This window comes from Arthrobacter sp. R-11 (assembly GCF_049913155.1).
GTDB lineage: Bacteria > Actinomycetota > Actinomycetes > Actinomycetales > Micrococcaceae > Arthrobacter.
This window is the reverse complement of the sequence record NZ_CP183979.1, coordinates 1,947,305-1,963,368: the sequence shown is the minus strand read 5'-3', so window position 1 is coordinate 1,963,368 and position 16,064 is coordinate 1,947,305. Positions and strand designations below refer to the sequence as shown.

The following is a 16,064-nucleotide window of genomic DNA, read 5'->3' as shown; positions in this document are numbered from 1 at the left end:
GATAAGCACAACCACACAACAGTCCATGACGCTACCTGGGCCGTTCATGGTGGAAAGAAAGTTTTTAGACTGCTCCCGGAACCGCAAGTTGCGCTCCGGGCCCCTCAACCCAGCGTTGGCTCCGCTATCAGAACGGCGCCGAAACCGGACCAAACCCCTGGAACCTCTAACAGGCTGACGCAATCGCCGTTGCCCCAGTCGCGAACCCTCAGAAGTCATGTACAAGAGCCCCTACCCACCATGAACAAGCAAGACCACAGAACCAGCAAGCACCCGAAGAAGGCAGGCACCCCGAAACAAGAAAGGCCCCCGAAGGGACCCATCCGTGAACAAATTGTCCACACTCAGCGGCCAACCGGCCCCTGAGCTGGAAAAATACGTGCCCGAGGTGGGACTCGAATTACATTCCAGGCCCCGGGAATCCGCCACTCCGCCGAAAACATAGCCAATCCGGCCGAGTCCGACCGATGTACGGGCCAGTCCGCAGGGCAAGGTGTGCACATTGTGCACACTCACTTTTCTGCCTTGTAGCGACAACCGAGGGCCTCTGTATTTGTGCGGGTACGGACATCGCCGGGATGTGATTCTGGAGCACGAATCCAGAATCCACGTACACCACACCTCCATCGGTGTAGTAGCCGAGACGATAGGGCCATAGCCTTGCATCCATTAGTGGTTGATTGATCACTAACAATGAGTGGTGTACACTGATGGTTAGTGATTGATTGATCACTAACAGCTCATAGGAGAACGGCATGACCACCGACACCCACGTTGACAGCACCCAGTCCGTTACACGGACCCCAGCCCAGCACGCCCTCACCGAGCACCTGCGACTGACCGCCGCGGGCCAGACCGACGAATGGGCGAAGCTGTTCGCCCCCGACGGTTTACTGGAGTTCCCCTTCGCACCGGCAGGAATGCCTCGAACGGTGCAGGGCCACGAGGCGCTTGTCGCCCACATGGCGAACTTCCCGAAGACCTTCGACGTCGAGTTCGTCGACGTGGTCTTCCACGAGACAGTCGACCCGCTTCTGGCCATCGCGGAGTTCCGGTCAGAAGGAACTGCCGTCCCAACTGGCAAGCCGTACAACCAAGAGGTCGTCTCAATCGTCCACACAAACGACGAGGGGCTCGTCACCCACTTCCTCGACTACTGGAACCCGCTCATCGCCATCGAGGCGCTCACGCCGCCCGAGGACGCCCCTGGCGCAGAGCCCGGCGTGAGCTTCGGGAACTGAGTACCACCGTGATTGGACGCTGATCATGCCTGCCGCCGGCACCCGGGCGAGGAGTGACGAGCGACGCCAGGCCGTCGTGACGGCCGCCGTCGAGTGTTTCGCCCAGAAGGGGTTCTATGGGACGACGACTCACGAGATTGCGGAGCGGGTAGGAATCTCCCAGCCATACCTGTACCGCCTCTACCAGAACAAGGAAACGCTGTTCGCGATGGCGGTCGATCACGTCTCCGAGGTGATGACGCAGGCGCTGATGGATTACGCGCCGGATCCTGCAGCGGCGGAAGCAACCCCAGAGCAGGCGCTGCAGGCAGCCCGCGACGCCTACTCCGCACTGGTTGCCGACCGCACGATACTCAGATTCCTCATGCATGCGAACTGCGCGGCCGAGGAGCCACTCGTCCGTGCCGCGGTCCGTCGGTGTTATGCCAAGCAGGTCGACACCGTCCAGGCCCTCTTCCACGCTGACGAGGAGGCAGTGCGTCGCTGGTTAGGCGCCGGCATGGTCGACAACGTGGTAGCCACGTTGGGCCTTGGCGACATCGACGAACCATGGGCACGCGTGCTCAGCGGACGTTGATTCAAAACCGCCACCCTGACAGCTCCGTTACAAGGACCCCGCGGACGAGGGCGCAGTACCCAAATTTCCGTCATATCCGCAACAGGGAGTAGCAACTGGCCTCGGAGCCCATGCTCATGAAGGGCGCAGGTTCCAGGGCGGAGCCAAGCCGCCCTGGAACCTGCCTTGATGCAGCCCCTTTCCAATATGTGTGCTTCCGCTACCGGCAAGAACTTGCCCTGCTCATTGCCGACGAGGCCCACCACCTTCTGAAGGGTGAAGCGCAGCCATATGTCGGCGGCAAAGGCATCTGGCTTAAGTACAAGAGTCTTGAAACGGACATAGTCTGCGGTGCCGTGATCGGACCGATGGACCGCCCCACCGAAATCGTCGCCGGCCTTCGGGTGTGCGGCGAGCTGCGGATCGTGGGCCGGTCATCGGTTCTGAGAGCCGCAGACAGAAGGGCATTGGCACGATGGCTCAGGCCCCCGGCCAGCCCCCATCCTTGGCCTGAGGTGGTGAAAGGCAGCACAATTGACCGGTTCAACCGTGATGCTTCGCCTGTGCGTTGACCCTCGTGGAGCCGGTTGTCGTCGAGGTCCTGGCCGACTCGTCATGGTCGGGTCGGTCTTTCCGGCACAGTCTGCGGTTCCTCAGGGTACGGGCAGAGTTGCATCCGATGGAGATCTCGGCACCCTTTGAAACCCCTGAACAGGCGAACCGGGCCCTGGCAATTTGCGCGGGCCTTCCTGTTTAACCGGACATTCCGGTTGACCCGAAATTCTAGAATTCTCCTGAAATAGGGCCGGGACTTCGAGGAATGTGTTGTTTCCGTGAGACCGCGCATTGCTCCTTGCGCGGCGTCACTTTTCCATGTTTTCCCACGGCTTCTCTCCACTCCGGACACGATTTTCTTGTTCCCGTCGACCGGCTGGTTTCCGCAAGGATTCCGGCGGCTACTTGCTTCCGGATTCACAGCGAGCCCGCGCTGTGCGCCGTGCCGTCTGGCCTTCGGCTGCCTGGATTCCGGGCGTCTGCACCCGCCCTCGCCGCCAGCGGGCACGCCTGGGCCGCTCCGTTGAGCCCCGCGGTTGTGGTGCCGGCGAATTCCTCGGTCCTGATCACCCTCCCTGGCGCCGCGTCGATGTCCGCAGCCTCGCAATCTGCGTGCCAGGGCTCCGTATTCCGGCTTTCAGTGACGATGGCGGTGCGCAAATGAGCAAGCCGATGCACCGCGCAAGCCGTAGAAATGCCCCGACGCTCCGGCGCCGCATCGTATGGACGGTCTCAGCCGTCCTGTTCGCATATTGCATCGATGTGCGATGTCCCAGCATTCAATGCATCTGGGAACGCGATGACTCACCTACCACAGACGAGATGTTCGCGATGATCAAAGACTCCAGGTACATCCTTAAGGACAGCGAATACACCAATATCGCATTTGAGGCGGACCGGAGAACAGTCAGAAGTTATGGATGGCAGACCACGCCAGTCAATGACCAAAGCACCACAACCGGTGTTTACCTCAGCCGGGACTGGAACGCCCCACAGGTTCTGACGCCCCGGAATACAAATGCATGCTGATCCTGCTCGTCAACGGAGTCAGCTCAAGCCAGTAAGACCCGCAGACATCTCAGGCGGCCAGATGACACCACCTGGATCGGCTCATGTCTCTCGGAGATCACGGCGCTTCCTTGCCGACCGGACCGCCGACCGTGCCCACCTGTTTCATGTGGGCCGACACCGCACGAGAACCTGGCAAATTTGATCAGCTCGGGCCCAGCCCTCAGGGCAGGTGTGCACATTGTGGACGCCCTCTTGAACGCTCCGAACTCCTCTGTGTGCTCCACCAAACGAAATCATCGCGGACGACGGTGCAGATGTCATGTAGTTCATGGTCCGGTCCTGCCATGAAGATGCAAGACCGCAGAACCGCGGTCAGAGAAAGGAAAGGAAGGCACCCGGTCAACGAAAAAAGGCCCCCCGAAGGGGCCCATCCGTGAACAAATTGTCCACACTCAACGGCCAACCGGCCCCTGAGCTGGGAAAATACGTGCCCGAGGTGGGACTCGAACCGGGTTCCGGGCCGCCAGAATCCGCCATTCCCCCAGAAACATGCCCAAACCGGGCCAGTCCGGCCGATGTACGCCCTAGTCCGACGGGCAAAGTGTGGACAGTGTCCACACTTTCTTTTTTGCCATGCAGCGACAACGGGAACAGGTGCGGGCGCGGACTTCGACGTGCATGATTCTCGAGCACGAATCCGCAATCCACGTACACCACCCCCTCCCCTTCATCCGTCGCCGATCATTTCACTGTTCATCGTGTTTCCCACGCCACAGGACATGACCTACCCGATCGGACCCCAAGCGCTCACCGTTCGGTGACACAGAAGTCAAAATGAAGGAGGCAAGATGACGCCCGCAAACCAGCATCAGGACATCCACGGACATTGTCGAGATCATCCGCGCCCGGCGACACGAGTGGGCGCCGTCGGCGCCGGACACACCCACGTTGCTCTTCACAGGTAGCCTGTCAATGGCACCGCCCGCTCATACGAGCGATCTCAACGCATTCAGGGGAAACCATGGCGAGGACGAAAACGCAAAGTTTGGCCAAGTTGACGGGATCAGCTCAGGAAAAGCTCCGACGCTACACTTCCCGGATGCACGCGTACGCCTTCAATACATATGATCACCGGGGCGAGATCAATGCACTGCTTTCCCCATCAGATGTGCTGATGGCAAATCTCCTGAGCCTGAGGCTCAGTGCCCCCGATGTAATACCCCTGTTCAACGACGGCGATGGTCCAGCACAGCGGCTCCGCAACGCGATCGATCAAGCGTTGGTTGAGCTGCGTGATGTAGACAGCTTCGAGTCTTACCCCGACATATCTCGGCTGGAGGAAGCAACGGAAAGCCTGGCGGCTGCCAACAGAGCTGCCTTGGAAGTCAAGGGGTGGACGGCAGTAACAGTTTCCAAGGTCCTCCACCGTCGCCGCCCGCATATTGTGCCCCTGATCGATTCCCGAGTGTTCAGCTTTTACGGTACGAAGTATCCAAGCGAAGTTCGAGCATGCCTCTGGGAGGATATCCGCGCGAACACCGACTGGCTGACCCCTCTCGCCGCGGCCACAGTCACCCCGGACGGGGAGCAACTGACGCTCCTCCGCCTAGCGGACATCCTGATTTGGACCCCCGAGCGGGAAAAATCGTAGGCGCACCTCCCGCGTGATCACGTCGAACGGGGCATTGGACCGTGCAGCCGCCTCCCTAGTCGCCGATGGACGATCCCCCAACGGGCAGTTGTGCAGCCGGCTTTGACATTCTGTGCGGTCGACTTCGGAAACAAACACCCGACGCTTCTGCCATTTCGTGACCGTGGAGCCAGACGAGAAAGGAATCACCTGATGGAACATGAGAAGAAGAAATGCATCGACACGTCCTTCGACTTCAACCTTGATACTCCGCCAGGTAAAGACCCTGACGAGGACAGTCCGACCCTGAAGGACTACCACCGGAGGCTGTGGAGCAAAGAGCTGCCCTACGGAAACGGGCGTTTCGATCTGACACCTGAACTCAGGGCGTACCTGGTGCACAGGTCCTCGAACGGTGTCTTTTTCTTGGCCAGCGACGCCATCACTACCAGGCTGCACAAGCGGGCAGGTCACATCGTCAGGAACATCCCGCCGGAGGACCTGCCAACGTGGCCCGGCTACACGATCGGAAGCTCTATCGTGTTCCCAGGCAACAAGATCGGCGGGAAGATCACCATCAACGGAGCCCGCGGTTTCAAGAGCGAGATCGCTGACCGGTTCGACCTGACCCTGGAATGCATCCGCCGCTACTATGTCGGCCGCCAGCAGCCGAGTCCCCTCGAGGGCGTCCTGCTCAGGTACAAAGAATTCTTCGCCCTGTTCGGGGACTTCAACGGGTACGTCGACTTTTTCCTGCTGCAGGACCTCCTGAAGGATGACGGGGAGATCGACTTCTTCCACAAGTTCGAAGACTTCAGCACCCCGGCCGTCCCGCAGGACGAGACCGAATACCTGAAGTACCTGGCCAAGAGCAACAGCTTCATCAGCGCACGCAACGCCAGGATCGACGCTCAACCGTGCACGGATCCCAGCTAAAAAGCCGCTGGTTGCGGTCTGTTTTTGCCGGCAGCACCCGTACCTGGAAGAGGTCAGTTCAGGTTCATTCCGAACTGCCGAGTGAGGAGAGCCCGCTTGAAGTGGGCTTCGGCGGCGTCGACCTGGGCGGCCGGTGCGCTCGGCGAGAAGACCTGCCGGATGCTGAACTGGAAGTGTTGCCGGTGCAGGGCGTCGGCGGCGGCCAGCTCCCGGAGTGCGACATTGCCGCCGTGGCCGTTCCTGGCGTATTCGCTCCAGCGGCCCAGGAAGCGTTCGGCGCCGTCGGCTTTGCCCACGTACAGCCGGCCGGTGCTGGTGTCGGCGATCAGGTAGATGCCCTGCACGGAGCTCAGGGCGGTCCGCCATTGACCGTACCGGTCGTCGGTGATGACGGCCTGGAGCTCGTCGAAGCTGACCAGGAGCGAGTCGAAGCCTGGGAAGGCCACGCTGGACGGGTCGGCAATCTCGACCACGGCCATCCCGACCGCCTGGTCCCCCGTCTTGGCCCAGTTCACCGCGTCCTTGGTCCATTCAATGACGAGCCGGTCCGCCAGGGCAGCGAACACCTGGGTGGGCCGCAGGTCGAAGAAGCGGCGATCATCGGTGCGCTCGGCAAGGACTTCGCCGTGGTTTTCGTGCGCCGTGATGAACCGGGCACGCCGGCCGGTGGTGGCCAGGAAGTTCAGCCAGATCCGGGGCGGCGTCGCCGGCAGCTTGCTGTTGCGGATGCCTTGTTCCCGGGCGTATGGCAGAAGGCTGGGTCCCATCGCGTCCGCCCTGGTTTTCAGCCCGTCCGGCTTGAGCGTATGCCGGATGACTTGTACCTCCTCCGGTGCGAGACCAGCTGCTTGGAAGAGGTGTCCGAGGCTCAGTTCGCCCGAGTTGTCCTTCATGCGTTTCCTTCGCTCAAAATCGTTGCCCGTCATTGTTCCCGGAATGCTGCCGTCGCCGGAACCAGCTTGAGTGCCTGGAGCCAGGCCGAGACCTCTTCCATGGTCTTCTGTGGCCGGGGAGCCGCGGAGTAAACCCGGACCTCGTGATAGCCGGGATCGTCGATCCCCAGCGGAGGCAGGTTGTCCTCCCGCAGCCGTGCCACCAGGTAGCCGGCTGCCAGCAGGTCTGTGGTCTTCCGGACGTCCGTCAGGATCTTGGCCGGGTCCGAGTGCCAGTACGCGCCGTCATACTCGATGACAAGGAGCTGGCCACTGATGTGGAAGCTGATGTCCGCCGACCAGGACTTGCGTGTCGTGAACGCCTTGTCCCGCAGTACCGCTCCGGAGCGGGCACCGGGGAACATTTCTTCGGCGGCGACAAGATGGGCCAGTTCCACCTTGGACTTGCCGACCTCGCTGCATGCCGGGCACTCAGCCCCGTTGGACCGGCCGCTGAGGGAGCCTGTCCACACGTGCGCCGGGTTGATGGCACAGATCCATTCCGGAACGAAGGTGGTCGATGCATAGGGCCGGATGTACCAGGCGCCCACGGGATTCGCCGGGCTCCACTCGGCTGCTAGTCCGGGATCCTGCCACGCCAGGGATCCCAGGATGGTCCGGCACTGCGGGCAGCGCAGCCTCTCGTACTTGTCCCGTGACCGCGGTGTCGCGCTCCACTCGTGTCCGCAGCAGTCGGCCAGCCACCAGACGGTGCGCTGGGAGTCCCACACAACATCGTGGGGAGTAAGCTCGCCGTTGAGTGTGGGATGCCACTGTGAGGCGATCTCCGGAAGGGTGTCCGCGAGCCAGTTCTTCTGCTTCTTCCGTGTTTCCGCACCCCGGCAGCTGGGGCAACCCGACTTCAGGAAGGTGAGAGGGCTGACCCGCGGGTGGTGTCCCGCGGGGCAGCGGAAACGACGCAGCATCCAGTGCCCGGCAACCATGACGGTCCGCGGATCGGCCTCATCGGCCCAGGCGGCTGCCAGCTCCGGAACATCGGCGACCGGGGTGATCTTCCACCGTTCGTACTCCTTGTCCCATTCGGCCTTTCGGATGGCGCTGCAGTCCGGGCACGAGGCGCGTCCTGCGGTCATGTTGACAACTTTTTCGGTGAAGGACAGATGGCATTCCGGACACACCCAGTGGCAAGTCCGCGTCGCCCTGAGGGTAACAGTGCGGAACGTCTTCTCGTCGTTGCGCTCGTGGTCCCACCAGTCGAGGGCCGCATCGTCAGAGTCGGCGAACAGCACTTTGGACGTGAGTGGGCTTGCCGGGTTGGCTGACCGGATATTCCGGGCCGGGACCGCCTTGGCAGTCGCCGCCGACGGAGTGACAGATCGGACGTTGCGGGAACAGGAACAACCCCAACCGATGTCGCTCATTCGCTCGGCGGAGATCCGCCTGCAGGACCGGCAGCGGACGATGACGGGGTCGTAGCCGTCGTTGACCTCAACGGTTGTGGCGACGAAGTCGTACCCGTTCCTCTCTGAGTGGGCAATGATTTCCTCAATCGAATAGATGCGCCCGGTTGATCCCGACATTTCACGGGCCCATCTCGCCCATTCTTTCCAGTGGCAGGCCCGGCAGGTCTTTTCGCCTCGGGCGTTCTTCTCGAGCGTGTATTCAAACCTGTAGTGAGCCTGCACGCCGCAATCCAGGCAGGTGGTCAGTCGCCATTCGCTGGGGCCAACGAATGGCTCGTCCGCTGAGAGGCCACCTTCGCGGAGGATGTCGTCGATGCAGTCTAAGCACCACGCTGGTTTTGTGCGCGTCCTGTAGGCAGCGGCATTGCCGCAGGAACTGGTCAAACAGGCCTGTTGCCTTGGTGCCGATGGTGCTGCGGTGCTCAAGTATCCCCCTGACGTGTCTGGCGATCACTCTAGACGAATTCAGACCGGATCCACCCCGAAGGCTGAATGCCGTCAGGAGGGCAACTGCAGTAATTCGTGGGAGAGCTCCGGAATGGAAGCCGCCGCCTCCTGATCGACAGGCTCCTGGCCCCCGCACAAGTGCAGCTCGTAGCCGGCAAGCATAAAGCCGACGGCCTTCAGACACCATCTTTTGCCTACCGTTCTCACTACTGCTGATAGAGGAGCGTGACCGGGGCAGAACCCCAGGTGCCGAACAGTAGTAGCTCGTCGCTCCGCGCTTCCGGATATTTTGAACTCGGCCTGGAACCGCAAGTCCGGGACGGACCTGCCCTGGGTCAGCTCGACAACGTTAGTGGTGACGTCCAGGATCACTTCCAGGCCGGTAGCCTTGCCAGTTCTTTCAGCTCCTCATTCCTCAAAGACGAGTCGGGACCTACTCCGGCCTGGTGCATATAGGCAGTCTCCCGTTCCCCAGCTGAGCAGGGTGCTCGGTCGTAGAAGACACCCCGGATTGCAAGTGGCCGGTGGCGACGAATCGGACGAGTGGATTTCTGTCCTGGCCCAGGGTGTCAGGGACCTCGAGGGGCACGTCCGGGTTCATCACGACGAGAACTGCGAGGTCGACGCTCCTGCCTGCGAGGTCAATCAGCAGATCCCTTGGTGTGGCGCCGTTAAAGGCGACTTCCTGGCGGACCTGGTAGTCGTCGTCGGCAAGTGAGCGCAGGACGGCGGCTGGAGTGTTCGGGTTGGCGGCCACGGCGCGTCGCACCTGAGCGCTCCTTGGTTCGCCCCCAAGCATCATCAGCAGGTCAGCATCGGCGGCCGGGTTGAAGGCGACGTTCATGCGCACCTCCGCCCTCTTATCCGCAACCATCTGCTCCAGGACCTCACGGCTGGGTCGCGTCTGCTGCCGGGACAGTTCCAGTTCGGCTTCCGCCTCCCGCACGAGGTCCTCCGATGCTGCAGGGTTCCTCAGGGCTGCAGCCCTGACGCTGTCGGCAGGGTCGCTGAGCAGGGTTGTGAGGATGCTTTGTGGAAGATTCCGGTTCCCGGCCGCCTCGGCCCGGACCTGGGGCTCCTGGTCGTGGGAAAGTATTTCGAGAACCGACACTGGTGTCCGCAGGTTGGCAGCTACCGATGCCCTGACGCTTGGCTCGGAATCTCCGGCGAGCTGCTCCATCACGGCGTCCGTAGCACTGGTGTTTGACGCGACCTCCCTGCGAACATTCTCGTCGGCGCTTCGGCCAAGGCGTGACAGAGTCTTCTCCCCTGCGCGTTCGTCGCCGGCAACCACCAGCCGCATGTCTAGGTCCCGCCTTCGGCTCTTGGACAGCCGGTCCAGGGCGCCATCCACCACGCAGGCCGGTGCATCGATGTCCGCCCGTTCACGTATCACTCCAAGCACTTGGCACAGGTCCTCATCGACGTCAGCGTGCAGCAGGGATTCGGCAACGGACGTGGCCAGCTCGCTGGGGCTGGCCGGGTTTTCCAGTACTGCCCACTGCACGGCCCGCTGAGTGTCCTCTGCCAGGCGGGTGAGGGCGGCCGGAGGTGTTGCCTGATGCCGTGCGACCGCCGCCCGGACCCCGGCGTCCCTGTCCGATGCCAGAACGCACGGCCGTCTCTGGGGCGGGCAGTTTGCCTGCTGCCACCCTCCGCACCCAAGCGGGGAGGCCGGGGCGAAGCAGATCCGTCAGGACGTCATCCGGGAGACCAGTTTGCATCCATTCCTCCACGCGGAGGGTCCGGCCTGACTGCCAGCCCCAGCGCAAGCTCTCCCGGGGAATCGGCAGCTGTGGGCCTCCCCCGACCATGAGGAGGAAGTCCGAGAACCAGCACGTTTCCAGTGCGGATTCGTCCCGGTCCTGGTCGATGCGTGCCCATTGTCGGCCGGTCCTCCAAATTGCTTGAAAAATAGAATAACAACCTGGTTTGCCCGAGGACGACGACGAGCCGGACGGACCGGTTCTTCGGCATCTTAGATAGATCCAGTTCCTTAACTAGGAACGCTTTGACGCGTCCTTGCGCAGATCGATCTGGAACAGTGCTTCCCAAATGAGCCTTTCAGTGCATACCGACTGGATTCGCACGGGACCGCGCTTCGCAGCTTCCAGGAACATGGTCATACCTGGCGGCATCCCCGGAGCATCGGGCAGGCAGCCACTTCTGTTTCAACTGTGGTGCGACAGGAGCCCGTATCCTGAAGGTTCACCATGACGGAAGAGCCGCCCTTGCCGTCTCCGCCTGTGGTCCTGCGGCACCCTTTGTGCAACCAGTCAGCGGCGGCCCTGAATGACTGCACAAACTGGTCCGCGGTCCTATCCACGACAGGTGCACCATAGGTGGAGTCCCCCCCGCTGCCACTCGTTCTTAGCCCATCTCGCTGCGTCACTGGCACCACGGACGGGACCTTCGGAACCCCAGTCCTGCGACGCAAACACCGTTCAAGGGATTGACCCTGTCGCAGCAGGACTTACACTCACCACTGACACATCAGAAAACGCAAAGTGGGGGCAAAAAATGAATACATCTCCGATTCCCGGCACTCCGGAAGATCACTACCGTCGCGTTGTTGAGGACGCGTACCAGCGGTGGAACGCCGAGATTGAGGCGCTGGATGGGCGATATGCCCTCCAGCTGACCCGTATCAGCGAGCAGCACCCTGCAATGACGCACGGCGAATACCTCCAGCGCCGCGGTAATGCCCTTCAAGCATTGAATCAAGACCTTTCGACAGCGGCGGATGCATACCAGGCCGAAGCTGATTCGCCTCACCCGCCACAGCTCAACCCCGAAATAACCAGAATTCCAGAACCAGTGCCGGCACCAGGAAACAGTGTGCGGCCACTTGACCAGGCACCGGCGCCCGCTTACGTTGCACCACGAATCCAGCCGGTACCTGCGCCACCAACCCGGCAGGTAAAGCCCCGGCCACCACTATGGGTGAGAGTTGCGCAGTGGGGTGCTGCTGCTGTCGTCCTCACCTTGGTGGTTGCCGTCGGTATCTACTTCGCCTCAGGTGCCTCGACAAAGTCCAACAAGTCCAGTTCCACCACAACCGATGAAAAAACCTCTGCGTATTCGAGCACGGTTACGGTGCTCTACGAGGTGGAGGGGACCGCTACCGGGGCCGATGTGACCCTGGGGTCAGCTACCGGCACAGTCCAGGGGACCGGCAAGGCGGTGCCGCTCACAAACAAGACAACCGGAAAGCGGGGGTTGACTTTCATGATGCCCCGGGGACACTTCGTGTACTTATCCGCTCAGAACACAGGTGGCTCCGGGACGATCACCTGCCGGATCACAGTTGACGGGGAGATTGTTTCAACAAACACGTCCTCCGGCGGGTATTCAATTGCCAGCTGCTCTGGATCAGCCCGCTGAAACTCCTTCAGCCCCGATCCCGTTGCAGGTCGGCGCAGTGATGACCCTGCACTCAACAACGGTCCTCAACCTAATGCCAGTCGGGGCCGAGGACAACGACGAGCCAGGCCAGAGCACAAACCGGGCCACTACTGAGAATCACAGGGACCCGTCGCGACCGTCAATCTCGCCGGAGAGTTCGCCGCGGTCCTCAACACGGCCGCGCCGGGGCGCGCGCTGAAGTTCGACAAATACTACGTCGGGCTCTCGTGCAGAAGTGCCCGACAACTTTGTGGCCACGCGAGCACTGTCAACCCCGTCTCGACGGCTCCCGACGGGCAGATTGTGCGAGGCAAAAGGCGCTCCATAGCCACATTGTCCTGAGATGAAGACAATAGCCAGGTCCGAATTCAAGCGGTGCGCCCGGTGCGGGGCCTTGCTGTCCAGGCTGTGTCGCAATCGTCGAATTTTCATAGGCGATTCGCAGGCCATCGGCGCGGACGACCGCGCCCGGCCTGCCAAACCGTTGGCGATTTCCGAATCGCTATTGCGGCGTTTCGAATTCAACAGTGTAGGCTGGCCCGCGCGGACGTTGGCTGCTGTTGTAGTTTCGGCGCTTGTGAGAATCGTAGATCCTTGACCCTACTGGACTGCGGCGAATTTATACATGCTTCTCGTTGTCACGGTTGACCAGGACATCGAGCAACGGCTTTCCCACGTTCGCGCCACGTTCGACAAGCAACTCGGCAACCACGTTACGCAAAGCTATTACGGGGAACTGGATAGCCCCGGAGTCGTCGCTCCAGTTATACGATGCAGCTCTCAAGCGTCGCTCATGGGACCACTTTGCATAAGTGGGCACCAGACCACCAACCCGCATGTTCAGATCAGCGCAGTCCCAGCACACGACCAAGTCGATCTCCTGCGGGAGCTTTACCTTCTGCTCAAAATCTGTAATCAGACTCTCGAAGGACCACTTAAACTCAAGAACGGAGTTCTTCTTGGGGGTGAAGTCCGCCGCAATTGCCGCCAGTGCCCCACTGTTCTTCATCGCTTCAGACTCAACATCGATGAGGGCGTCATATCGGTTGAACCCGGAGATTGCGCGCATCGCGAACCCCGGAAGAGTCCCCGTGGTTAACAATGCTGTCCAAAGCGCGATGACTTCCTGCTCATTGTCAGGGTCGACACGAGCAGGAGGCATGCAGCCCAGATCCTTGAACAACTCAGGGATGATCGAGTTTCCGGCACGTGCGTTGACGTCCGAGACCCACTTGGTGAGGTCGGAAGCAACCGGCGCCTTGTCCTTCACTTTGAGTGTCCAGCGGTAGTCCTTTAACTTTGTCACCACACGCTGCGTCACTCTGTTGATCGCCCTGGTGATGCGCTCGTCCGAGACAATTTTCCTGCCAGTGTCGAGGCCCAACTCTGAGAATCCAAGGACGATGTGAGTCTGCCTGTCGAGCCCCTGGTCAGAGGTTAACGCGAGCTCAACGGCACGTCCCTGCGGTGCCCCATCCACGGCCAACTTGGCTCCGTATCTCACAACCGCCGCGCGTGTACCCATTTCCTCGCGCACCTTCTTCAGTACTTCGGTGCTATAGCAGAGGTAGCCCCGTACCCAGACGAGGTGCGACGCCAAGAGTGCGCGCTCGTCGTCGTCCAGCGAGTCGATCTCGTCCACCAGATCCTGCGCCGACCATTCGTGGAAGATCGCCTGGTGCTTGCGCTCATGCCTGATGGTCATCTGCGCCAAGGGTGTCTTGTCAATATCCGCTGTGTTGATGCCCACTCGGAACACGGTTTCGGGAAACGGGTAGCCGACCGTTCCCTCAGTGAGGTTGTACCTGGACCGTTCGAACGTCGCCTCCTCCGTTACGTCGCCGCGATCGAGAACGATTCGTACGTCCATGGGCGTGACCGGTTCGGCGCCCTCAGCCAATGCGAGACCCACTGGAGTCCTAGCGCACAAGAAGGCAGCCCAGGAACGAAGCTCCCTTGTGGCATCGGCGACATACACAAGATTATCGAGGGTCCGGGGATCTGACCCCGGATGGAAGGCAAAGTAGACACCCGTACCGGTCTTGCCGATCGCTTGCGCAACCTTGGCAACTACATCGGGCACATCGAATTCAGCGGTAACTGCCGGCTGAGGCTTCTCGGAGTCGGTCACCCAGCCGTTTGTGTATCGGATCGTGCGCTCCGTCGTCTCACTGTCACTCCTGGTCCTTATGGCGAGATGGTCGGACACGGCTACGACGTAAGAAAGGCCAACACCCTTGTAACCAATGGACTTCCCCTGGCTCTTGCCATAAGAAAAGCTCGGGATGAAGACCTTCTCGACGATCTCCGGGGCCATACCGACCCCGTTGTCCTGCACATAGAAGTAGTGAGCGTTGTTCTTCCGTCGCCCGATAACGACAGTGAGCTTACCCTTGTCCTCCTCAACGGCCGAAGGTCTCGTCGTGATCGCGTCGACGGCGTTCTGCACCAACTCTGCAAAAATGTCAGCTTCGTCTGAGTATGACGTTGTAAGGTTCAGAAGTTCCTTGCGGATCAGATCACGGCGCGTGACTTCGTCAAGACTGCTTGTACCAAAAATATCGAGGCTCATCAGACGCCTTTTCTCCGTTGGGCATGACTGAGAGTGATTCTAACGCAGGCGCCGTCCCCTTTTTTAGCGACCCTAACGGAGTAAGAATTGGAGTCGTTCGACCGTCAGGCTCAGTATTTGTGGAACTTTTTTTCGGGCCCCGAACGAGCATCTGATCGTAAACAACACGCGATTCCCAATCAAAGGGGCTTGATGCATCATGACCGTTGCTCCTCAGGGCAGCCTTGACCCGATTGCCATCCGCCATGCCTGTCAAGAACTCCTTGATTTGCAGGACTCTCAAGACCTAATGACGGCTTCCGCAGTTGACTCGGCAGCGACTCTGGTCTTGAACGGTCTGTGCCAACAGGCATTGAACCATTCTCGCGCAGCGTGGGTCGTCGTCGATGCCGGATTTCCCGTGGAGGCCACCGTGAATATTCGAGCTGCCCTAGAACATGCCGTCACAGCCCAGTGGGCGTTTCTAACACCGAATGGCGTGAAGCGACTTGTAGATGGCTCCAAGTACAAAGCGTCTCAGTACTTTGAGTCAGCAGGGCTACAGGTTTCCCTGGATGATGGCGCAGATGAGCAGATATCCGCTTGGAAGACGTTCAAGCAACTTCCAAGCTTCTCAACCATGTGCGACGACCTCGATGGAACCCCCGATCCAGATGAACCGAAAAGTGGACTTCTACGCTTTGAATACGTTCGGCTATCTCAAGCCACACACGTCACAAGCAGCACCATCACCGGCTACCTTGCCGTCGATGAATTGACAGGGGAGGTCGCTTTACTTCAACAGGCCATCGAGCGCTTTCCGGTGGTAAACCTGATGGACCTTGGCATAGCGACAGCGCTGGCCTGCTGGACCATCGAAAGCCTCCGGAAGGAACCCAACCGCCTCGCCGAGGTTGAACAGATAGCAGACAAAGCCAACATCCCCTCGACTCTTGCGAAGGACTACGAGACAGCCAATAAAAGGAAGGCGAAGTCAGAGGCATAGTCTCCGGCGGGCCCTGCGTCTTCCCGTGTGCCTGCCGGCGCGCCTGAAAGGATCGCTGCTTTCTGTTTGGCTGATGGGCAGCGGGTCCCATAGCTTTTCGACGCAAGTGGCCCGGAGAACCTCGCAAAGCAAAATGGGACGTACCTCAACCAAGAGGTGGACGAGCTAGAAGCGGCTGGCTATGGCCCGGTGGCCAGCGATTCGCGAAGATAGCCAACCTCCATCTGCTTCAAGCGTCAAGAGTGAAGTTGCCGCCGCCTACGGTTCAATCTCCCCCACAGACTGTTCTGGCTCGATCTGCCCGTGGGGAAGTAGTCGCCGAAAATCGTCACGCTCATAGCCCTAGCCCCCGGGCCCACCCCATGGCAGA

Annotated in this window: 10 protein-coding genes and 1 pseudogene; 6 read left to right on the top strand and 5 right to left on the bottom strand. The window is 60.7% G+C overall.

Annotated features, from left to right (window positions below; translation table 11 throughout):
* Positions 1–755 precede the first annotated feature (755 nt).
* The 4 genes from ACN9M4_RS08880 (at position 756) to ACN9M4_RS08865 (ending at position 5,929) form a co-directional block, all read left to right on the top strand.
* Complete coding sequence (locus ACN9M4_RS08880) at positions 756–1,241, top strand: nuclear transport factor 2 family protein (protein WP_426303160.1); 486 nt, start codon at positions 756–758, stop codon at positions 1,239–1,241.
* Positions 1,242–1,266: 25 nt separating this feature from the next.
* On the top strand, positions 1,267–1,818 hold the full coding sequence (locus tag ACN9M4_RS08875; RefSeq protein WP_426303159.1) for a TetR/AcrR family transcriptional regulator: 552 nt from the start codon (positions 1,267–1,269) through the stop codon (positions 1,816–1,818).
* Between the two features lie 2,644 nt (positions 1,819–4,462).
* The gene (locus ACN9M4_RS08870; RefSeq protein WP_426303158.1) at positions 4,463–5,014 is read left to right on the top strand and encodes a DUF6308 family protein; all 552 of its coding nucleotides are present in this window, start codon (positions 4,463–4,465) and stop codon (positions 5,012–5,014) included.
* 192 nt (positions 5,015–5,206) lie between these two features.
* Entirely contained in the window at positions 5,207–5,929 is a 723-nt protein-coding gene (locus ACN9M4_RS08865) for a DUF6994 family protein (RefSeq protein WP_426303157.1), read from the top strand.
* Between the two features lie 53 nt (positions 5,930–5,982).
* On the opposite strand, the gene ACN9M4_RS08860 is transcribed toward ACN9M4_RS08865, so the two are convergent.
* From ACN9M4_RS08860 to ACN9M4_RS08845, 4 genes and pseudogenes are all read right to left on the bottom strand, one after another.
* Positions 5,983–6,822: a GIY-YIG nuclease family protein gene (locus ACN9M4_RS08860; RefSeq protein ID WP_426303156.1), complete on the bottom strand. Its 840-nt coding sequence runs from the start codon at positions 6,820–6,822 to the stop codon at positions 5,983–5,985.
* Positions 6,823–6,851: 29 nt separating this feature from the next.
* Positions 6,852–8,402 (bottom strand): zinc-ribbon domain-containing protein, encoded by a 1,551-nt coding sequence (locus ACN9M4_RS08855; protein ID WP_426303155.1) that lies wholly within the window; start codon positions 8,400–8,402, stop codon positions 6,852–6,854.
* 763 nt (positions 8,403–9,165) lie between these two features.
* Positions 9,166–10,239, bottom strand: a complete 1,074-nt coding sequence (locus ACN9M4_RS08850; protein WP_426303154.1) for a hypothetical protein — start codon at positions 10,237–10,239, stop codon at positions 9,166–9,168.
* A 42-nt stretch (positions 10,240–10,281) separates the two neighbouring features.
* Positions 10,282–10,341 (bottom strand): annotated as a pseudogene (locus tag ACN9M4_RS08845) (hypothetical protein); the annotation flags it as partial.
* 911 nt (positions 10,342–11,252) lie between these two features.
* Here ACN9M4_RS08845 and ACN9M4_RS08840 point away from each other — a divergent pair.
* The gene (locus ACN9M4_RS08840) at positions 11,253–12,116 is read left to right on the top strand and encodes a hypothetical protein (RefSeq protein ID WP_426303153.1); all 864 of its coding nucleotides are present in this window, start codon (positions 11,253–11,255) and stop codon (positions 12,114–12,116) included.
* A 640-nt stretch (positions 12,117–12,756) separates the two neighbouring features.
* Here ACN9M4_RS08840 and ACN9M4_RS08835 read toward each other — a convergent pair.
* A complete protein-coding gene (locus tag ACN9M4_RS08835) occupies positions 12,757–14,709 on the bottom strand; it encodes an ATP-binding protein (protein WP_426303152.1) in 1,953 nt (650 codons plus the stop codon).
* 199 nt (positions 14,710–14,908) lie between these two features.
* Between ACN9M4_RS08835 and ACN9M4_RS08830 the strand changes: the two genes are divergently transcribed.
* Positions 14,909–15,694 (top strand): DUF5677 domain-containing protein, encoded by a 786-nt coding sequence (locus ACN9M4_RS08830; RefSeq protein WP_426303151.1) that lies wholly within the window; start codon positions 14,909–14,911, stop codon positions 15,692–15,694.
* Positions 15,695–16,064 lie beyond the last annotated feature (370 nt).